Genomic DNA, 21147 nt, shown 5'->3' on the forward strand with positions numbered 1-21147 from the left:
GCGCGGCGGTGGTGGATCAGGCGTCGCCGCCGGTGGCGACGGCCTTCTCGGCCGCGGCCTCCTGCTGGGCGCGGGCGACCTTGCCGCGCACCAGGTACCAGCCGCCGACCAGGGCGGCCACGATGACCGGCAGGCAGAACACCGTGTCGCGACCGGCGCCCGGCTCGGCCGCCATCAGACCGAGCACACCGGCCAGGAAGACCAGGGTGACGATCTGGGTGTACGGGGCCCAGGGGAGCTTGTAGCCGGGGCGGGTGACCCGGCCGTCCTTGGAGCGGCGCCAGAAGAGCAGGGAGCAGACCATGATCATGCCCCAGGTGCCGATGATGCCGATGGCGGCGAAGTTCAGCACGATCTCGAAGGCGTCCGCCGGGACGACGAAGTTCAGGCCGACACCCAGGACACAGAAGAACGCGGTGAGCAGGATGCCGCCGTAGGGCACCTGGCCCTTGTTCATCAGGCCCGTGAACTTCGGCGCGGAGCCGGACATCGCCATCGAGCGGAGGATGCGGCCGGTGGAGTACAGGCCGGAGTTCAGGCTGGAGAGCGCCGCGGTGAGGACCACGAGGTTCATCACACCGGCCGCGCCGGGGATGCCGACCTTCGACAGGACGGTGACGAACGGGCTCTCGCCGGCGTGGTAGGCGGTGTACGGCAGCAGGAACGCGAGCAGGATGACCGAGCCGACGTAGAAGAGGCCGACACGCCACATGATCGAGTTGATCGCCTTCGGCATGATCTTCTCGGGGTTCTTGGTCTCGCCCGCCGCGACACCGCACAGCTCGACGGAGGCGTAGGCGAAGACGACACCCTGGATGACGAGCAGCATCGGCATCACACCGGTCGGGAAGATCCCGCCGTGGTCGACGATGTTGGAGATGCCCGGCGTGCTGTCGCCGACCTTGTGGCTGCTGGCCAGCAGGAAGATACCGACGACCATGAAGATCGTGATCGCGGCGACCTTGATGATCGCGAACCAGAACTCCATCTCACCGAAGTACTTCACGGAGATCAGGTTCACCGTGAGGACGACCGCGAGGGCGATCAGCGCGAGCACCCACTGCGGGATGTCGCTGAACATTTTCCAGTAATGGGTGTAGGTCGCGACGGCGGTGATATCCGCGATACCGGTCGTGGCCCAGTTCAGGAAGTAGAGCCAGCCCGCGGTGAAGGCGCCCTTCTCCCCCATGAACTCACGGGCGTAGCTGACGAACGCGCCGGAGGACGGGCGGTAGAGGACGAGCTCGCCCAGCGCCCGGACGACGAAGAAGGCGAAGAGGCCGCACACCGCGTAGGCGATGAAAAGGGACGGGCCCGCGTTGTGGAGACGGCCACCGGCGCCGAGGAAGAGGCCGGTACCGATCGCTCCACCGATCGCGATCATGTTGACGTGGCGGGACTTGAGGTCCTTGCTGTAGCCCGCGTCACCTGCGTCGACGTGCGAGGACGTCGCCGCGGGCGCCGGGGTGTCGGCCGCAGTGAGGGTGCGGTCACTCATGTATTTCTTCGCCTTCGTTCCGTGGGGGAGGCAGGACCGGGCCGCACGCTGATGTGGGGGTGACCTCCATGCCCGGGGAACGGCCGCGCACGGCCTGTTCCCCTGCATCGCCGGGGCTTCCCGGCGATGGCCCGGTGTGTTTCCGGGAACCGGCTGGCGACGCCGGTCCTCGGTGGTGTTTCACGAGGTCATGCCGTGAATGGTGAGAGGCGCGCAAGGATTCCGTCAAGGGTTAACGGAAAGTTGACATTTTCGAAAGCCCGGACTAGGCGGGGCCCAGCGCGAGCGTCTTTTGACTTTCCGCTACGGGCCATGGACACGGGGTGGATATCGCTGCCTATTCCACCTATCCCCCACGCCTCCCGGCCGGGGACCGATTTGCGCCTGCATACGGCGGGTTTCCGGCCCCGAGGCGCTCCCGGAGCCCGCTCCGGGGCATCGGAAAGGGGCCCCGGCGCTGCCGGGGCCCCTGTGTCCTTCCGCACCCTGGTGATCAGGGTCACATATCAGGGCTCCTCGTCGTTCCCGGAACCGTTGCCACTGACCACCGGGATGTCGTTCAGCACGTGCGAGAGCGGGTCGTCGCCGTCCTGAAGGGTGGAGTTGTCCGTGCACTGCTGCTGTTGCTGCGAGGTGAGGACCGGGACGTCCTCGATGCCCACGTTGATCAGCAGCAGGATCGACTGGAGGCCGAGCTTCCCGATACCGACGCACACCTTCTCGAGGCTGCCCTGGACGGCGGTCATCTGCGGGCTCTGCTGACCGCCGGTCGCCGTGGCCCCGTGCTCGGTCTCCGCGCCGTTGGCGTTCAGGGTGGTCCTGCCGTCGTGATCGAGCGCCGCGGCCGGGCCGGCCGAGAGCCCGACCGCCGTGGCGGTGAGGGCGACCGTCGCGAGTACCTTCTGGAGCACGTCCCTGCCTCTCGGTCGAGTGTTCCTCCCGTGCGGGAGGCGACCTGAGTAACTGCGGCGTTCCGGAGAGGTTCCGAGCACTCACTCATTCGTCCCAATGGCCCCCCGAAGAGGCTCCGACTCCTCCGATCGGCGGGCGGAGTACACCCCACGCCGCATCGCAAATCCGGCATATTTACATATACCGGCGCTACGTTATGGGGCCTACGAACGCGCGTTTGCCGACCCGCGAAGGACGCCCCCGTGATGCTCCTCCACCGGCCCCGCCTCTCGTTCCTCGGGCGATGTGTCCACGGCACCCCACGCCGCGCCCTGGGCACGCTCGTCCTGCTGGGGCTGGTCGCCCTGCTCGCGGCGGTGGGGGGCCACGGGGTCTCGGAGCGCCTCGCCCCGGGCGGCTGGACACCGGCCCGGGCGGAGTCCACGCGCGCCGACGCCTTCCTGGCCGAGCGCTTCGGGGCGGGCCGGCCGCACCTCGTGCTGCTCGCCACGGCGCGCGGCGGCGTCGACGAGCCCGGGGCCGCCCGGGCGGGCCGGGCGCTGACCGAGCGGCTCGCCGCCGACCCGCACACCGCGTGGGTGCGGGGCTACTGGCCGGGGGCCCGGCCCGAGCTGCGCGGCCGGGACGGGCGTACCGCCGCCGTCGGGGTGCGGTTCAACGGGGACGAGCGTGCCGTGCTGGCGGCCGCCAAGGCCGTCACGGCCCGCGAGTCCGGGCGGGCGGGGCCGCTGGAGGTCACCGTCGCCGGGGAGGCGGCGCTCTTCGCCGAGATGGAGCGGCTGAGCACCGAGGGCGCCACGGTCGCCGAGATGATCATCGCCCCGCTGGTGCTGCTGATCATGCTGTGGATCTTCGGGAGCCTGGTGGCCGCGCTCCTGCCGGTCGTCGTCGGGGCCTTCGCCGTCGTCACCACCACCGCGCTGCTGCGGCTGCTGAGCGAGGTGATGACGGTCTCCGTCTTCGTCCTCAACATCGCCACCGCGCTCGGCTTCGGGCTGGCCGTCGACTACTGCCTGCTGATGGTCAGCCGCTACCGCGAGGAGCTCGCGGCGGGGGCGACGCCCGTACGGGCCGCCGAGCGGGTCCTCGCGACCGCGGGCCGGGCCGTCGCCTTCTCGGCGACCACCGTGGCGGCGGCGCTGGGCGCCCTGCTGGTCTTCCCCCTGCCGCTGACGCGCTCGCTGGCCCTGGGCGGCGCGGCCGTCGCGGTGTGCTCGGCGGCCGGGGCGCTGCTGGTGCTCCCGGCGCTGCTGGTGCTGCTCGGCCCCCGGATCAACCGCTACGACGTCTTCACCCGCTGGCGCGGGCGCGGCCGGCGCGCCTTCGCCGAGGGTCGCTGGTACCGGCTCGCGATGTGGGTGACCCGGCGGCCCGCGGCGGTCGCCCTCGGCACGCTGCTGCTGCTCGGGCTGCTGGCCGCGCCGGGGGCGGACGCGCGGTTCGGCATGTACGACGACCGGATCCTCCCGGCGTCCTCGCCGGTCGCCCGGGCCTCGCAGCGGCTGCGCGCGGACTTCGACGACGAGAGCGGGAACGCGGCGAGCGTCGTGCTGCCGGGCCTCCGCGTGGCCCCCCGCCCGGAGACGGCGGCCACGACGGAGGCGGGGACCGGTGTGGACGGGACGGAGGCCGGGGCAGGGGCGGCGGACGCCGAGGACGGGCCGGACGCGGCCGGCGTGCCCGGCACGCCCCGCCCGCCCGACGCCTCCACCACCGCCGTGGACACCTACGCCGCGCGCCTCTCCCGTCTTCCCGGCGTACGGCAGGTACGGACGGCCACGGGCCTCTACGCCCACGGCCGCCGCACGGCGGAGCCCGGGCCCTGGGCGGCGGGCTTCACCGGACCCGCCGGCACCTGGCTGAGCGTGACGCCCGACGCCGCCGACTCCGTCCTCTCCCCCGACGGCCGGCTGCTCACCGAGCGGCTGCGCCGGGCGCCCGCGCCCACGGCCGCCCTGGTGGGCGGGCCCGGCGCCCGGCTGACCGACACCGAGGACGCGCTCGGCGACCGGCTGCCCGCGGCCGTCCTGATCACCGTGGCCGCCACGCTGCTCCTGCTGTTCGCCTACACGCGCAGCCTGCTCGTGCCCGTCAAGGCCGTGCTGCTCAACGCGCTGAGCCTGGCGGCGACGTTCGGGATCATCGTCGCCGTCTTCCAGCAGGGCCGGCTCGACGCGCTGCTGGGGCCGCTCGACGGCCCCCGCACCACCGACGTGATCATCCCGGCGGTGATGTTCTGCACCGCGTTCGGCCTCTCCATGGACTACGAGGTCTTCCTCCTCTCCCGGATCCTCGAGGAGCACCGCCGGGGCAGCCCCACCGATCTGGCGGTCGCCGTCGGTCTCCAGCGCACCGCGCGGCTGTTCACCTCGGCCGCGCTGGTCTTCGCCGTCGTCATGGGCTCCCTCGCCGCGTGCGGGCTCGTCATGCTCCAGCTGATCGGCTTCGGGCTGGCCGTGGCCGTCCTCCTGGACTGCACGCTCGTCCGCGCCCTGCTCGTCCCCGCGGTCATGTCGCTGGCCGGCCGGGCCAACTGGTGGCCCGCCACGCGCCACCGCGCCCGCGACCGCTCCGGCCCCGACACGGCGGGCCGCTCCGGCCGCCCGGCGCCGACAGCCGTCGGAGGTGCCTGAACCGGCCCCTCGACGACGTGTCACGCCCCCGGAGCGGCCCGGGCGGCCGCATACTGCGATCACGGCGCCGGACCGGAACCGGGTCGTCAGGAGGGCCGCGTGTCATGATCAGCACATCGCTCGCCGCGAGCACGACCCGCCGCCGCCTGCTGTACGCCCTGGCGGCCGCCGGCGGGATCGCCGTGGGGGGAGGGACGGGTGCGGCGGCGCGGGGGCTGGGTGCCGAGGCCGGGGCCGACATGGGGAAGGCGCGGGAGATCCGGGCCGAGTTCCTCCACGCCTGGTCGGGCTACAAGCGGTTCGCGTGGGGGCACGACGAGGTACTGCCGGTCTCGGGCGGGCACCGGGAGTTCTTCGCCGCCGGGCACCCGGTCGGGCTGTCGATCGTCGAGGCGCTCGACACCCACTTCCTGATGGGGCTCGACGACGAGGTCGGCCTGTGCCTCGACTGGATCGACGACCGGCTCGACTTCGACATCGACGCCCCCTTCCAGGTCTTCGAGACGACCATCCGGCTGGTCGGCGGGCTGCTCGCGGGACATCTGGTCACCGGCCGGCGGGCGCTGCTGGACCTGTGCGTCGATCTGACGGACCGGCTGCTGCCCGCCTTCACCCGCTCCCCCACGGGCATGCCCTACCGGTTCGTCAACCTCCGCACGGGCGCGGTCTCGGGCCGTACCGTGCCGCTGGCCGAGATCGGCACCCACATCCTCGAATTCGGTCTGCTGTCCGAACTCACCGGCGATCCCCGCTATCTACGGGCCGCCAAGGACGCGCTGGGCGCCGTGGTGCGGCGGCGGTCCTCGCTCGATCTGCTCGCCACCACCATGAACGTGGAGACGGGCGAATGGGCGGACCGGGTGGCGATCGCCGTCAATCCCCCGGTGGACTCCTTCTACGAATATCTGTGGGGCGCCTGGACGATGTTCCGGGACGAGGACTGCCGGGAGTGGTTCCGGACGCTCACGGCGGCGATCAAGAAGCATCAGGCGGAGCGGTCGGACGGGCTGCTGTGGTTCCGGCGGGTGGACTTCCGCACCGGCGCCCCTCTGGGGCGGCGCCAGTCCTCGCTGGCCGTCGCGATCCTCCCGGTGGGCGGTGACAACGCCCTGGCGGCGGACTACTACCGCTCCTGGACCGCCGTCCTCGACAAGTACGCCGTCATTCCCGAGGAGATCGACTACCCGGGGCTGAAGGTCACCGACCCCCGCAACGAGCTGCGGCCCGAGTACGCCAACTGCGCCTTCGAGCTGTACTGGCAGACCGGGGACCCCTTCTACCGCACCACGGCGTGGCGCTACTTCCAGAACCTCAAGACCCACCACCGCGTACCCGGTGGCTACACGGTCGTCGCGGACGTCACCCGCCGCCCCATGGCCAAGGGCGACCACTGCCCCGCGTACGTCTTCGCCGAGAACTTCAAATGGCTCTACCTCGCCTTCTCCGACACCCCCCGCTTCGACTACGCGCGCGGCTATCTGAGCACGGAGGGCAAGGTGCTGCGCGGCGCCCGGCCGCCCGCCCGCGCCCGGCTCGGCTGGCTCTGACCCGAACTCCCGTTTACACGCAACCCTGTTGTGCGCCAAAGCGTCTTGAGTGGTGACAGCTGCCGCCGGACTCCGGCCGGCGGCACGGGGGAAGCGTGTACGGGGGTACCGCATGACCGAAACAGTGCTCGGCCCTGCCGGAAAGCAGGAAGCCGCAGCGGAGCTCACGCCCTTCGTCGACGCCCTGCGCGTCCCGCCGGTGCTGCGGCCCGGCCGCGCCGAGGCGCTCAGGGGCATCGAGATCGATCAGACCGTCACCTGGGCGCGCCTCCACTCGCAGCTGCCGCCCACCCGGGTGTGGACGTACGAGGGCCACTTCCCGGGGCCGACCATCGAGGTCCGGCGGGGCCGCCGGCTCCGCGTCGCCTGGAACAACCGGCTGACGGGCACGCATCCGGTGGTGGCCGTCGAGGCCGTGCCCGTGCCGGGCGGGCCCGACCCGGCGGACGAGCCGGGGCGCGGCGGCGCGCGGCCGCTGGCGGAGGTGGCCGCGCTGCCCGCGTGGACGGTCACGCATGTGCACGGCGCCAACACCGGGGGCGGCAACGACGGCTGGACGGAGAACGCCGTCTCGCCCGGCGACAGCCAGCTCGCCGAATACCTCAACGACCACCGGGCCGTGGCCTGGTGGTACCACGACCACGCGATGGACATCACCCGCTGGAACGTCTTCGCGGGCCTGGCGGGGATGTACCTGGTGCGGGACGACGAGGAGGACGCCCTGCGGCTGCCGCGCGGCGCGTACGAGATCCCGTTGATCGTCCAGGACCGCAACCTCGACCAGGACGAGGACGGCCGGCTGACGGGCGGGTTGCTGCACAAGACCGTCGTCGTGGCCCACGACGCGGCGGGCGGGAACCTCACCCGGGCGTTCACCGGCCCGTACACGCTGGTCAACGGCGTCATCTGGCCGCATCTGGACGTGGCGGCCCGGTGGTACCGGTTCCGGGTGCTCAACGCCGCGAACGCCCGGACGTTTCTGCTCCGGCTGATCGATGAGGAGACCGGTGAGCCGGTGCGGGGCGCGATGTGGCAGATCGGCACGGACGGCGGGCTGCTGCCGCGGCCCGTGGCGCTGGACGAGCCGCTGCCCGTGGCGCCCGCCGAGCGGCTCGACGTGCTGATCGACTTCGGCGCGCTGCGCGGCCGCCGTCTCCGGCTGGTCAACGCGGCCGAGGGGGTGCGGTACCCGCAGATCATGCAGTTCCGGGTGGACGAGAAGGAGGTACGGGACGCGTTCACGCTGCCGGAGGTCGTCTCCAGCTCGTTCCGGCGCATCACGCACGAGACCGCGCCGGAGCACGGCCACCGGCTGCTCGCCCTCACCCCGCCCGGCACCGCCGGCAGCGGCCACCCGGGGCTGTGGGAGATGCATCCGGTGGAGCCCGGCGCGGTGGCCGTGCCGAGCGAGGGCGTGATCCAGATCAAGGGCCCGGACGGCACGGTGCGCACCTACCGCCGGGGCGCCACGACCTTCGACGACGCGCTGGGCTTCATGGTCGAGCACGGTGCGTGGGAGCAGTGGAGCTTCATCAACCTGGGCGGTCCCATGCACCCGATGCACATCCACCTGATCGACTTCCAGGTGCTGGGCCGCGAGCTCTATCCGACGGGCGCGGGAAGCGGCTTCGACCAGACGCTGGGCGGTACGCGCGCCCCGCTGGAGTACGGCGGGGCGGCGCCGGTGTCGGAGAGCGACGCGGGCTGGAAGGACGTGATCCAGGTGCCGCCGGGTCAGCTGGTGAAGGTCATCGGCCGGTTCGAGGGCGCGAAGGGCCGGTTCATGTACCACTGCCATCTGCTGGAGCACGAGGACATGGGGATGATGCGGCCGTACGTCGTCATGCCGCGCGAGGTGATGGCCTTCCACCACGGCATGCCGGGTGGCCACGACGGTGGTCACAACGGCGGCGGTCATGACGGCCACGGTGGTCACGGCGGCTGACCGCGTGCCGCCGGCCCGGCCGGACGGCCGGGCCGGCGGTGGTCACTTCGCGGCGGGCAGTGTTCCGAGGAAGTCCAGGAGCGCGGCGTTGACCTCGTCGGGGCGCTCCTGCTGCGTCCAGTGGCCGCAGCCCGGCAGGGTCACACTGCGGTGCAGCTTCGGCGCCAGGTGCTCGAGGTTCGCGATGACCTGGTCCATGCCGGGGAAGGACCGCACCACGTCGCGGTCGCCCGCCATGTACAACGCGGGCACGTCGATGGCGCGGTTCTGGAAGGGGGCGGTGAGCTCCCAGTTGCGGTCGATGTTGCGGTACCAGTTGAGGCCGCCGGTGAAGGCGCGGTCGCCGTGGTTGGCGTACTCCCGGGCGAAGGCGGCGATGTCGTCCTCGGTGAGCCAGCCGGGGAGGGCGTCGGGCTCGGGCATGGTGCCCAGCAGCGACTCGCCCTTGGCGATGACCCACGGACGGGGCGGGTCGGTGACGGGGCTGTCGCCGGAGGCGCCGACGAGCAGCCGGCGGAAGACCGCCGCGGGGTCGGCCGCCAGTTCGGCGTCGGCGCGGCCGGGCTCCTGGAAGTAGATCTGGTAGAAGCCGTCGCCGAGCACCGACCCGAGGGCGGTCAGCGGGGGCACGGGGCCGCGCGGGACCGGCGGCACGCTCAGGCCCACGACGCCGCGTACGACGTCGGGGCGGAACAGAGCGGTGTGCCAGGCGACGGGCGCGCCCCAGTCGTGACCGACGACCACCGCGCTCTCCTCACCCAGGGCGTGGATCAGGGCGATGACGTCGCCGGTGAGGTGAAAGACGCTGTAGGCGTCGATGGCCTCGGGCTGTTCGCTCCGGCCGTAGCCGCGCTGGTCGGGCGCGACCACGCGATAGCCGGCCTCGGCCAGCGGCCCGAACTGGTGGCGCCAGGAGTACCAGCTCTCCGGGAAGCCGTGCAGCAGCAGGACCAGCGGTCCCCGCCCCTGTTCGGCGATGTGCAGCCTGATGCCGTTGACTTCGACCGTGCTGTGCTCGACCGCGCTGGTCACATGCCCTCCTGCGATTCACCTGCGAAATATGCCGTCTCGGGGTCAACGGTAGAGGGAACGCATCTGTTCCGCCCCGGGGTTGGGGGCCCCGGGGTTGGGAGCGGACCGGCCTCGACCGTGGGTCGGTCGAGGCCGGTCGGCGTTCGGATCGGGGTTCAGGACGGGGTGCCGCGGGCGATGAGGGTGCGCACCAGCCGGCAGGTGGTCACGGAGGGCTCGCGCACCCCGATCTGGACGGCCGCCGTTCGTATCCTGCGGTCCGTCGCCCGGTCTGGGGTGTAGACACCGGAGTGCAGCAGGGCGATGGCCAGGCGCATCGCCTTCAGCTGGCGGTTGTACGTCTCGTACCAGTCGCGCGGCTGTCCCGCGGGCAGGCGTTTCTTGGGCAGGGTGGGAAGGCTCGGCAGGTTGGGGTGCGGTGTCGCGACGGCAGCGGCCATGGGCGTCCTCCTCAGGGGTCGTGGACCCTTGCTCCACACCCCCGATTCTACTGCCGGGCACTGACAATCGCCCCAGCTCAGAAGGGGATTCGCCGGGAGCGGCCCGGCCGCCGCCGGAGCCGCTCCCACCGCGCGTGCGCCCCGGCCCGGGGGCCGGGTGCCGCCGGTCCTACTTGTGCGCCGCCGCCGGGGCGGGCGTGGCGCAGGCGATGTCGGTGCTCGTCTGGAAGACGCCGTCCTTCTTCGCCTGGCCGCCCTGGTACTCGTAGTAGAGGTACGAGTAGAGCTCGATCTTCCGGCTGGGGCCGCAGGCCGAGTCGGGGGCGATCTGGTAGGTCAGCTTGGCGGTGCGGGTGGCTCCCGGGAGGATCGGCACGTGGTAGCGCAGGGTGCCGCTCTGGTTGACCGCGTCGCACTGCACGGTGTCGCCGGTGCAGGACTTGAACGCGTACTTCAGGGCGGGGTCCTGCGAGGTGTTCCAGGTGGGCTGGATCGACTGGTACACGAACTGGGTGTTCGTGGTCTGGTCGTTGGTGAAGGTGAGGGTCACCGTGACCGTGTCGCCGGGCTTGGCGGTCGCCTTGTCGACGGTGAGCGTCATGGGCGCGGCGGGGGCGGCGGCGGCCGGCTGGGCCATGCAGGTCAGGCCGGCGGCGAGGGCGAGAGTGGCGGACAGACCGAGGCGTCTGAATCTCTGTGAGCGCATGGCCGAGGACAGTAGACACGCGACCGCGGCCTGACAGCACCCCCGGATGAGGATCGGCCAAGGTTTAGCCCGGCGATGTGACGTACGTTGCTGGTGCGTGGCCCGATGACACATGGGGACAGGTGTGCGAAGTTGGCCGGGATGTGGTGATGAGGCGCGCCGGAAGAGGCGGGAGCGCGCCGACAACGCCCCGGAAGGGTGTGGTTCGCGCCGCCGGCCGGGCTCCGCCCGACTCGTGAAGCGGGTACGGAGAAGCCAGGAGCGACATGCCCCTTTATGGGTGGAAGTCGTGAATATTGCCGTCCGCCCTATTGGGACGGGCCACCGGTCGCTGAACACTCGACTCATGCGTCCGCTCGCCGCCGCCCCCGTCGCGATCGTGGGCATCGCCGGAATGTTCCCCGAGGCAAACGACGTCCGGGAGTTCTGGGACAACGTCGTCTCCGGCCGGGACTGTACGGCCGAGGTGCCGCCCGCCTGGTGGAGCCTCGACGACCACCACGACCCGGACCCCTTCGCCCCGGACCGCACCTACGCCCGCCGCGGCGCGTTCCTGACGCCCCAGCTGTTCGACCCGCGCGCGTTCGGGATGACGCCGCGGACCGTGGACTCCACCGGACTCGTCCAGCTGCTCGGCCTGATGGTGGCCGAGGACGTGCTGCGCGACGCCGGCTGCCCGGGCGCCACGTGGTACGCCCCCGACCGCACCGGCGTGGTCCTCGGCGTGTGCGGCACCAACTCCACCCTGATACCGCTGGCGGCACGGCTGCTGGGCCCCGCCCTCGCCCGGGCCGTCACGGAGCACGGGACGCCGGAGGAGGAGGCCCGGCGGATCGTCCGGACGTATCTGGAGCGGCTGCCCGCGTGGACCGAGGACTCCTTCCCGGGGGTGCTGGGGAACGTCGTGGCCGGGCGGATCGCCAACCGCTTCGGCCTCGGGGCGGCCAACCACACCGTGGACGCGGCCTGCGCCAGCTCGCTGGCGGCGCTGCGGGCCGCCGTCGACGAGCTGGTCTCCGACCGGGCCGACCTGATGATCACCGGGGGCTGCGACGCCGACAACTCCATCGTTTCGTTCATATGCTTCAGCAAAACACCCGCGCTCTCACCGAGCGGGCGAGTGCGCCCCTTCGACGCCGGGGCGGACGGCACCCTGATCGGCGAGGGCGTCGGCATGCTGGCGCTGCGCCGCCTCGCCGACGCCGAACGGGACGGCCAGCGGATCTACGCCGTCCTGCGGGGTCTGGGCGGCTCCAGCGACGGCCGGGGCACGAGCATCTACGCGCCCAGCGGCACCGGACAGCTCACGGCGCTGCGCCGCGCCTACCGCGACGCGGACTGCCCGCCCCGCTCGGTGGGACTGATCGAGGCGCACGGCACGGGCACCCCGGCCGGGGACGAGGTGGAGCTGGCCGCCCTCAACCGGCTCATGGCCCCCGGCCCGGCGGACGGGACGGGGGACGACGGGGTGGAAGGCGACCGGTTCGTCGCCGTCGGCAGCGTCAAGTCGCAGATCGGGCACACCAAGGCGGCGGCCGGCGCGGCCGGGCTCATCAAGGCGGCCCTGGCCCTCCACCACAAGGTGCTGCCGCCCACGCTCCACGTGGAGCGGCCCGGCCCGGAGGCGGCCCGCGCCGACAGCGTCCTCTACCTCAGCACCGCCGCGCGCCCCTGGATCCAGGACCCGGGGCGGCCGGTCCGCCGGGCGGGGGTGTCCGCCTTCGGGTTCGGCGGGGTCAACTACCACGCCGTACTGGAGGAGTACCGGTCCGGCCCCGGCGCGGAGCCCCCGGCCGGGCACCGGGTCCCCCGGGCGCTGCTGTGGCACGCACCCGGCCCCGACGAGCTCCTCGCCCGGCTGGAGCGCGGCGAGCCCCCGGACGAGGGGCCCGTCCCGCCCGGGCACGCCCGCCTCGGGTTCGTCGCCGGGGACGCCGCGCACCGGGCCGCGCTGCTGGCCACCGCCGTCGAACAACTGCGGAACGGCACCGGGCGCGAGGCGTGGCGGCACCGGCGCGGCGTCCACTACCGGCGGGCGGCGCTCCCGGAGGGGACCCGCGTGGGCGCGCTGTTCGCCGGGCAGGGGAGCCAGTACGTGGGGATGGGGCTGGGCGCGCTGCTCGCCGTGCCCCCGGTGCGCGCGGCCTTCGACGCGGCGGGCGCGCTCTTCCCGCCCTCGGACACCCTCGCCCGCACGGTGTTCCCGCCGCCGTGCCCGGCCGTCGACGCCCGGCGGGCCGAGGAGCGCCTGCGCCGCACCGCCTACGCCCAGCCGGCCGTCGGCGCGCTGGCGATGGGCCAGTACCGGTACCTCGCGGAGCTGGGACTCGCCCCGGACGCGGTCCTCGGCCACAGCTTCGGCGAGCTGACGGCGCTGTGGGCGGCCGGGGTCCTGGACGACGCCGCCCTCCCGGCCCTCGCGCGGGCCCGGGGGCTGGCGATGGCGGAGGCCACCGAGGGGACGGACCCGGGCGGGCTGGTGGCGGTGCGCGCCCCGGAGGAGAGAGTGCGGGAGCTCCTCGCCGCGTGCCCGGGGCTGGTGGTGGCCTGCCGCAACGCCCCGGACGAGCAGGTCCTGGGCGGCCCCACGGCCCTGCTGGAACGTTTCGTGGCGCACTGCGCCGAGCTCTCGGTGCCCGTCCGGCGGCTGTCGGTGGCCGCCGCCTTCCACACCCCGCTCGTGGCGCGGGCCCACGACGCCTTCGCCGCGGCGTGCGCCACGACGGACTTCGCCGCGCCTCGCCGACGGGTGTACGCGAACACGGCGGGCGCGGCGTACGGGCAGGGCCCGGACGCCGACCGCCGGACGCTGGCCGGGCAGTTGCGCAGTCCGGTGGACTTCGCGGCCCGAGTGCGGGAGATGCACGAGGACGGCGTCGGCGTGTTCGTCGAGTTCGGCCCCCGGAGCGCGCTGAGCGCGCTCGTGGACCGCACCCTCACCGGGCGACGGGTGGAGACCGTGGCCTGCGACACCGGGCCGGAGGCCGACGGCGCGGCCGCCCTCAAGGAGGCGGCGCTCCGGCTCGCCGTGCTCGGCCTCCCGCTCGTGGGGCTCAACCGCTACGACGCCCCTCCCCCGCCCGGGCGACCGGCGCCCTCGAAGGTCGCCCGGCGGCTGGAGGGCCCCAACTTCGCCGCCCTGGCGGCGCGGCGGGCGGCGGAGCGACAGGCCGCCGAGCAGCGGACCACCGGGCAACGGGCCGTCGAGCGGCGGTCCGCCGATCCGGGGGCGGACGGCGAGCCCGGCGCGGTGGTTCCCACGGCAGACGCCGCTGCCCTGACGCGCGCCGCCGCCGAGCACCTGGCCGCCCACACCCGGTTCCTGGACGGCCAGCTGGCCACCTCCGAGGAGCTGGGCCGGCTGCTGCGCGCGGGCGCGGCGAACGGCGGGGTCGACGCCTCCCTGGCCGCGGCTGTCCGGGCCATCGCGGACCACGACGTGGCGGTGGCCCGGGCCCACACCCACGCGAACGAGGTCGTCGCCCGGCTGCTCTGCCCGGATGCCCCGGCTGCGGCTCCCGCTCCGGCTCCGGCTCCGGCTCCGTCCAGCGACGACGCCGCACCCGTCGCCGCCCCGGACCTACCGTCACCGGACCGCTCCGCCCTCGCCGAGCTCGTCGCCGCCCACCGGAGCGGCGAACCGGACCGCCCGGCGGCCGACGGACCAGCGGCCGACGGACCAGCGGCCGACGGACCGACGGCCGCCGACCGGGCGGAAGTGACGCGGGTCTTCCACGAAGTGGTCGCCGAGAAGACCGGCTACGACGTCGACATGATCGAACCGCATCTCTCCATCCAGGAGGACCTCGGCATCGACTCGCTCAAGCAGGTGGAGATCGCGGCGGAGGTCTGGCGCCGCTACCCGGTGATCACCAGGGAGGAGCTCTTCCGGTTCAGCGAGGCCCGGACCGTCGCCGAGCTCACCGAGATGCTGGAACGCGTCCTCGCCGAACCGGCCCGCGCGCTCCGCCACACCGAGGACATCCCGCTCGGCCGCGCCTTCCCCGTCCTCCGCCCGCTGCCCGCCGTGGACGTGCGGACGGACGCCTACCCGGACCGGCCGTGCGCCGTCCTGCTGGACGACGGCGGCCCGCTCGGCGCGGCGGTGGCCGGGGCGCTCCGCCCCGCCGGCTGGCGCGTCCTCCGGCTGCTGCCGCCCGGTGCCGAAGCACCCGCGGCGGACGTCCACGTCCTGTCCGACCTGTCCGACGAAGCGCTCGCGCGCGGCGTGGGCGCGCTGCTGTCGGGGGCGGAACGCATCGACCTGTGCGCCATCGCGATGAGCCGCCCCGCCGGCGCGGAGGCCGGCGAGGTGATCGCCCGGCTGCGGCACGCCGTCCTCGTCGCCAAGCACCTGTGCCCTCCCCTGCGGAAGTCCGCCGCGCGCGGCACCCGGGCCGCGTTCGTCACGCTCACCGGGCTGGACGGGCGTCTCGGGTACGCGGGCGCGGGCGGCGACCCGGTGGCGGCCCTGGCCGGGGGCCTCGGCGGGCTCGTCAAGTCCGTGGCGCTGGAGTCCTCCTCGCTCTTCTGCCGCGCGCTGGACGTCTCCCCGGAGCTGTCGGCCGACGCGATCGGCGCGGCGTTCCTGGCGGAGGTCTCCGACTGCGCCACCGACGTCCGCGAGGTCGGCTGGGACGGCACCCTGCGCCGCGCCCTCGTCCTGGCCGACGCCCCGGACCCCGTCGTGCCCGCGCGGCCGGATCCGGCGGGCCTCTCCGCCGGGGATCTGCTGCTGGTCACGGGCGGGGCGTCCGGCATCACCGCGTGGTGCGTGGCCGCCTTGGCCGCCGAACACCCCTGCGGCTTCGTGCTGCTGGGCCGCACGGAGCTCGCCGACGAGCCGGACGCGCGCACCACCGGGGACGCCGCCGGTCAGGCCGACGAGCCGCCGCGGCACCGCCGGATCCTGACCCTGGTCGAGGAGCTGCGCTCCCGGGGCGCCGAGGCCCACTACGTCGCGGCGGACGTCCGCGACGCCGCCGCGCTGGCCACGGCCCTGGCGCCGTACGCCGACCGCGTCACGGGAGTGGTGCACGCGGCCGGGGCGCTCGGGGACTCGACGCTCGGGGAGCTGACGGCCGAGTCCGTCGCCCGGGTGGTCGACACGAAACTCGCCGGACTGCACAACGTGCTCGCCTGCCTCACCCCGGACCGGCTGCGGCGGCTGATCCTCTTCGCCTCCGTGTCGGGCTACTGGGGCAACGTCCGGCAGACGGACTACGCCCTGGCCAACGAGGCGCTCACTCGCTACGGCCTGGCCTTCGCGGCGGCGCACCCCCGCTGCCGGGTGACACCCGTCGTCTGGGGGCCGTGGGAGGGCGGCATGGCCGCCCGCGTCAGCGAGTTCTTCAGCCGGCAGGGCCTTCCCGTGCTGACGCGCAGCACCGGCTGCGAGCACTTCCTCGACCTGACGCGGCCGGACCACCCCGACGGCACCGTCCTCGTCGGGCCGCTGCGCGCGCCGTTCACCCTCGTCACCGAGCCGCCCGCCCCGGGCCTGGCCGCCCGGCGCGCCCTCGCCGGCCTGGAGACGGAACCGGCGCTGCGCGACCACCGCTGGTCGGGGGCCGCGCTGCTGCCGCTGACCGCCGCCGTCGGCTGGGGCCTCCACGTTTTGGAGCGGTGCCGGGGCGCGGCCGGGCCGGTGACGGAGTGCCGGGACTTCCGCGTCCGGCGGGGTCTGTACCTCGACGGCTCCCAGCCGGGCCACGCCCTGGCCCGGCTGGTGCCGGACCCGGCCGAGCCGGGCGCCGCCGTGGTCACGGTGTGCGCGGTGGACGACGGCCGGGAGACCCAAGTGCTCTACGAGGGCCGCTACCGAGCGCCCGGGCGGCCGCCCGAGCCGCCCCGGCGGGACCTGCCGCCGCACCCGTTCCGGGACGAGCCGCACCCCGTCTACGCGGACGGCGGCCTCTTTCACGGGCCGTCCCTGCGGGGGCTCAAGGCGGTGCTGGAACAGGGCCCGGACCGGCTGGTCGTGGGGGCCGCGCTGCGGGACCCGGGCCTCGCGCACGGCGCGTACGGGGGACGGCTGTACAGCCCCTGCCTCGCCGATCTGCTGGTCCAGGCGGCGGCCCTGCTGGGAATGGCGCGCTTCGGGCGCGCCCCGGCACCCGTCGGCGTCGAGCGGGTGGAGCTGTTCGCCCCGCTGCCGGACGGGGAGCCGTTCGTCATCGTGGCCGAGCCCCGGGCCGGGTCGGTCATCGACCTGCGGTGCGACGTCACCGCGTGCGCCCCGGACGGCCGGGTGCTCCAGCGCTGGACGGGCCTGACGCTGGTCTCCTTCGCCGAGGAGGACCTCAAGACCCGGATCACCGCACCCCGGCCCGCCCCGACGACGGGCTGAGAGGGATGGACGGCGTGGACGGACTCGACTTCGACGGCATCCCCCTGGAACCACCCCACGGACCGCGCCCGGACCACGACCCGGCGGCACCGGTGCCGGACGGCACGGCCACCCCCACCGGCATCGCCCGGACGTTCGCGCGCGAAGTGCGGCGGGCCCACGCGGCGGCGCTCGACGCCCACCGCGCCATCAGCGCCTGGCAGGCCGGCCTCGTCGCGGCCGGGGCCGTCCTCGCCCCGGCCCCCCGCCCCGGCGGCGTGCCCGACGCGTGGGAGCGGTGGGGCGGCCCCGCGTCGGCGCTGCGCGCCGGGGCACGGGCGCTGGCCGAGGCCGTGGCACCCCGCCCGTGCCCCGGCGTGTTCACCGCGACCTGGCACGATCCGGTGCCGTACGCGCCCGCCCCGCTCCGCGACCGCTCGGCACCGGACGGCACCTGCGAGGTCCTCGACGGCGAGCGCGCGATCCTCACGCTCCGCGCGACCGACGACGCGGCCGGCGAGGGGCCGCCACCGCGTCAGGTGCCCCGGTTCCCGGAGGAGTTCGCTCCGCACGGTGACGGACGTCCACCGGCTGACCCGCGCGGAGCTCGACGCGCTCGCCGCCGGGGACGTCGCGGGCGTGTTCGGCCCCGGCCACGACCAGCGCGGCCTGGAGCCGGAGGAGCTGCCCGCGCCCTGGCCGGCCCGGCTGCTGGAGGAGATCACGGTCGGCCCGCGCGCGGGCCGGTACGGCCAGGGCCTGCTGACCGCCACGGCACGACCGGCCGACGACCGGAGCGGCGGCCCACAGTGGCCGTACCCGGTCGCGGCGGCCCTGGAGGCGCTGCGCGTGTACGCCTTCCACCAGGGACTGCACCTGTGCCTGCCCGGGGCCCGGGTGCTCCCGCTGCCCGGCCGTCCCGTGCGCGTCGAATGGCGGGGCGGCCCGGCCGGGCCGGACACGCACGGCGAGCCGTGGCGGCTGACGGTGGAGGTCGTCGAACTCGGGCTGCTGCCGCGCCCGTACGCGGTCGCCGACTGCGAGATCACCTCCGGCGGGCGGGTCGTGGCTCGGCTGCACGACCTCGGCGCGACGGTACGGGAGCGGCCCGGCGCCGGCCTGGCGCCGCATCCGGAGCGGGGCTGCTGCCGGAAGACGTCCTCCGGCGCCCGGGCCCGCTACCACGAGCTGCACATCGCCCACAGCGCCGAGGGCGACCCGTCGGAGCTCGGCGCGCCCGGCGGGGTGGTCACCGCACCGGTCCGGCCACGCCTGCCGGGCGCGGGGCTGCGCATGGTCGACCGGGTCGTCGACCTCCACGGCGGCGAGGGACCGGAGCGGGCGGGCGCCCGGCTGGTCACCGAGCACGACGTCCCGGCGGACCCCTGGTACCGCCGGGAACACGGCGGTGGCCTACCGGTCTTCGCCCTGATGGAGATGGCCCTGCAGCCCCTCGGGCTCCTCGGCGGGCTCTCCGGGGCCGCGCCCACGCATCCGGACCGGCCCTTCGTGTGCCGCAATCTCGAGGGCCGGGCACGGCTGACCCGGGCGTGCGACCCGCACGCGTCGACGGTCGTCCAGGAGTCCGTGCTGCTGTCCACGGCCGTCATGCCGGGCGCCGTGGTCGACCGGTACGCGTTCTCGCTGAGCACCGGCGGCGAGGTCTTCTGCACGGGCGAGGCGGCGCACGGCTACCTGACGCCCGAGGTGCTCGCCCTGCGGCAGGGCCTGGACGGCGGCCGGGAGACGCGCCCGTGGCTGGAGCGGCGGCCCGTCGCCCCGGCCGGGGCGCGTCGGCTGGACGTACGGCACGACGCCCGGCTCGGGCGGGGCCGGCTGGCGCTGCTGGAGGACGTGGTGCTGGTCCCCGGAGGCGGGGAGCACGGCGCCGGGTACGTGCTGTGCGACAAGGCGGTGGACCCCGGCGACTGGTTCTTCGGCCGGCACTTCCCCCACGACCCGGTGCTGCCCGGGTCGGTCGGTGTGCAGATGCTCTTCCAGGCCGTGCGGGCCTTCGCGCTGTACGCGGGGCTCGCCGGCCGGCCGCCGGGGCCGGGCCCCGATGCCGTGCCGGGCGAGGAGCTGCGCTGGACCTACCGGGGCCAGATCCTGCGCGGACACCGGCGGGTGCGCGGCGAGGTCCACATCCGCGAGGTCCGCGCGGCCGGCGGCACGGTGCTGGTGCGCGCCGACGGCAGTGTGTGGCGCGACGGCCTGCGGATCCACCGGGCCGACAACATCGCCGTGGCGCTGCCGGACGCCCGCCGGGGCACGCCGTGAGGGGCCGCCGGCCCGGCGGCCCCTCACTCCACCGCCGTGTGCTCCGCCGCGTGTTCCCGCTCGGTGTTCTCCTCCTCCACCGCCCGGCGCAGCTGGGCGTCCTGGATGAGGCTCGTCGGGTAGAGGACGCGGCCGAGCGCGTAGGGCTGGGCGTACACGGCGATCAGCTGGCGGATCTTCGAGCTGTCGGCCTGGGACGGCACGTGGGCGGCCCGGACGGGGACGCCCTCGTCGTCGGCCCCGGGGAGACCGGCCCACATCTCCTCGGCGGCGCTCATCAGCTCGTCGGCCTCCTCGCGCAGACGGTGCCAGGCGCCCTCCCGCACTGCCTGCTCCATGACGGAGAGCGAGCCGAGGATGGTGACGTAGTCCTCGGCCAGGCGCTCCTCCTCGGGGGTCGGTTCCAGCGCCTTGACGGCCAACTCGGTTGCGTACACGGACACCTCCACGAACGGACGGGGGATCCGGGACCACACGCACGGTCCCGGCCCACGGCATCGTCGCGCCCCGGGTGCGCGGCCGTCACTGTGCACTCTGACCGTGCTGCCATTTATCACCCGCTCGGCCGAGCGCGGGGAACGGCCGCCGGGGTCGCGGGCCGACGCGCCGGTTGACTGTGCGCCATGTGGATCTCCTGGATGCCGAAGCGGACGCGCCGTCGGCCGGTCGTGTCCCGGCTGCCCCTCGTGGCCGCCGCCGTGGTCTGCGCCTTCCTGCCGCCGGGGGCGGCGCCGGACGCCGGGGGGCCGCCCGAGGTCGTCTCGGCGCGCCCGCTGACGGCGCTCGACGAGGCGTTCGGGAGGTACGCCGACCGGGTGCGCGATCCGGGCCACTGGACGGGCGGCGACAGCACGTACTCGGTGCCGACGCCCGCCGGTGAACTGTGGGTCTTCTCGGACACGTTCCTCGGCACGGTACGGCCCGACGGCTCCCGCTCCCCCGTCACCGGGGAGGGCGGTACGACGCCGTTCGTCCACAACAGCTTCGTCCTGTGGCCCGCCTCCGGCGCCCCGCGCACGGTGACCGGCCGGGACGGGGCCGGGCGGCCCGACGCCCTGGTGTCGCCGCCGCGGCCGGACGAGTGGTACTGGGCGCGGTCCGGGATCCCCGACGGCCGGGGCGTCGCGGTCGTCTACGCCCGGTACGCGCGCACCGGCACGGGTCCGCTGGACATCGCCTGGCGCGGCTCGGTGCTGGCGCGGTTCCGCGAGGGGCGGCTCTCACGACCGGAGTCGGTCACCGCGCTGCCGTCGTCCGCCGGGATCTCCTGGGGCGCGTGGCTGGCCCGGGAGGGGAACCGGACCTACGTCTACGGCACCGAGGCGGCCCCCTCCGGCGGTGCTCATCTCCATCTGGCCCGGGTGGACGGCCCGGGCCTGCGCGGGCCGTGGCGGTACCGGACCGCCGACGGCTCCTGGTCCGGCGAGGAGTCGCGGGCCGCGCGGCTCACCGGTCCCGGCGGGGCCGCCCTGCGGGTCTCGGACGAGCTGAGCGTGGTCCGGCACGGGGCCTGGTACGCCCTGGTCGCCCAGCGGGCGGACCGGCCGTTCAGCGCCGAGCTGCGGCTGGCCTGGGCGCGCTCCCCCGGCGGGCCGTTCACGGCGCCGCGCACGGTGTACACGGCGCCGGAGGCGGGCCCGGGCGGCGGCTACCGCAACCCGAACGTCCTGGCGTACAACCCGCACGAGCACCCGGAGCTGGAGCGCGGCACGGACGAACTGGTCGTCTCCTACAACGTCAACAGCCTGGTCCCCCGGGACGTGATCGACCGCGCGGGCGTCTACCGCCCCCGTTTCCTGCGGATCAGGACCCATCCATGACGGGCC

The 21147-nt window shown here is 74.6% G+C and carries 12 protein-coding genes; 6 read left to right on the forward strand and 6 right to left on the reverse strand.

Annotated features, from left to right (window positions below; all coding sequences use genetic code 11):
• Positions 1–16: 16 nt before the first annotated feature.
• Together ACX9I7_RS15540 and ACX9I7_RS15545 are read right to left on the reverse strand one after the other, a co-directional pair.
• On the reverse strand, positions 17–1498 hold the full coding sequence (locus ACX9I7_RS15540; protein ID WP_387573780.1) for an amino acid permease: 1482 nt from the start codon (positions 1496–1498) through the stop codon (positions 17–19).
• Positions 1499–2004: 506 nt separating this feature from the next.
• On the reverse strand, positions 2005–2409 hold the full coding sequence (locus tag ACX9I7_RS15545) for a rodlin (protein WP_387573782.1): 405 nt from the start codon (positions 2407–2409) through the stop codon (positions 2005–2007).
• A gap of 246 nt (positions 2410–2655) precedes the next feature.
• Here ACX9I7_RS15545 and ACX9I7_RS15550 point away from each other — a divergent pair, with 246 nt between their 5' ends.
• From ACX9I7_RS15550 to phsA, 3 genes are all read left to right on the forward strand, one after another.
• On the forward strand, positions 2656–5043 hold the full coding sequence (locus ACX9I7_RS15550; RefSeq protein WP_459387745.1) for an MMPL family transporter: 2388 nt from the start codon (positions 2656–2658) through the stop codon (positions 5041–5043).
• Positions 5044–5147: 104 nt separating this feature from the next.
• Complete coding sequence (locus tag ACX9I7_RS15555; RefSeq protein WP_459387672.1) at positions 5148–6590, forward strand: glycoside hydrolase family 47 protein; 1443 nt, start codon at positions 5148–5150, stop codon at positions 6588–6590.
• A gap of 112 nt (positions 6591–6702) precedes the next feature.
• Positions 6703–8535: an O-aminophenol oxidase PhsA gene (gene phsA, locus ACX9I7_RS15560; RefSeq protein ID WP_459387673.1), complete on the forward strand. Its 1833-nt coding sequence runs from the start codon at positions 6703–6705 to the stop codon at positions 8533–8535.
• A gap of 42 nt (positions 8536–8577) precedes the next feature.
• On the opposite strand, the gene ACX9I7_RS15565 is transcribed toward phsA, so the two are convergent.
• The 3 genes from ACX9I7_RS15565 to ACX9I7_RS15575 form a co-directional block, all read right to left on the reverse strand.
• On the reverse strand, positions 8578–9567 hold the full coding sequence (locus ACX9I7_RS15565; RefSeq protein ID WP_459387674.1) for an alpha/beta fold hydrolase: 990 nt from the start codon (positions 9565–9567) through the stop codon (positions 8578–8580).
• Between the two features lie 155 nt (positions 9568–9722).
• Positions 9723–10007 carry a hypothetical protein gene (locus ACX9I7_RS15570; RefSeq protein WP_189447199.1) on the reverse strand — a complete coding sequence of 95 codons (285 nt, stop codon included), beginning with the start codon at positions 10005–10007 and terminating at the stop codon, positions 9723–9725.
• A 169-nt stretch (positions 10008–10176) separates the two neighbouring features.
• Positions 10177–10713, reverse strand: a complete 537-nt coding sequence (locus ACX9I7_RS15575; protein ID WP_459387675.1) for a hypothetical protein — start codon at positions 10711–10713, stop codon at positions 10177–10179.
• A 346-nt stretch (positions 10714–11059) separates the two neighbouring features.
• Here ACX9I7_RS15575 and ACX9I7_RS15580 point away from each other — a divergent pair, with 346 nt between their 5' ends.
• Together ACX9I7_RS15580 and ACX9I7_RS15585 are read left to right on the forward strand one after the other, a co-directional pair.
• A complete protein-coding gene (locus tag ACX9I7_RS15580) occupies positions 11060–17062 on the forward strand; it encodes a beta-ketoacyl synthase N-terminal-like domain-containing protein (protein ID WP_459387676.1) in 6003 nt (2000 codons plus the stop codon).
• Positions 17063–17614: 552 nt separating this feature from the next.
• Positions 17615–19321, forward strand: coding sequence for a hotdog family protein (locus ACX9I7_RS15585; RefSeq protein WP_459387677.1), 1707 nt, complete (start codon positions 17615–17617; stop codon positions 19319–19321).
• Positions 19322–19344: 23 nt separating this feature from the next.
• Here ACX9I7_RS15585 and ACX9I7_RS15590 read toward each other — a convergent pair whose 3' ends face one another.
• The gene (locus ACX9I7_RS15590) at positions 19345–19758 is read right to left on the reverse strand and encodes a hypothetical protein (protein WP_459387678.1); all 414 of its coding nucleotides are present in this window, start codon (positions 19756–19758) and stop codon (positions 19345–19347) included.
• Between the two features lie 201 nt (positions 19759–19959).
• On the opposite strand from ACX9I7_RS15590, the gene ACX9I7_RS15595 reads away from it, so the two are divergent.
• Positions 19960–21141 carry a hypothetical protein gene (locus ACX9I7_RS15595; protein WP_459387679.1) on the forward strand — a complete coding sequence of 394 codons (1182 nt, stop codon included), beginning with the start codon at positions 19960–19962 and terminating at the stop codon, positions 21139–21141.
• The last annotated feature ends 6 nt before the right edge of the window (positions 21142–21147 follow it).

The organism is Streptomyces sp. L500 (assembly GCF_054551825.1).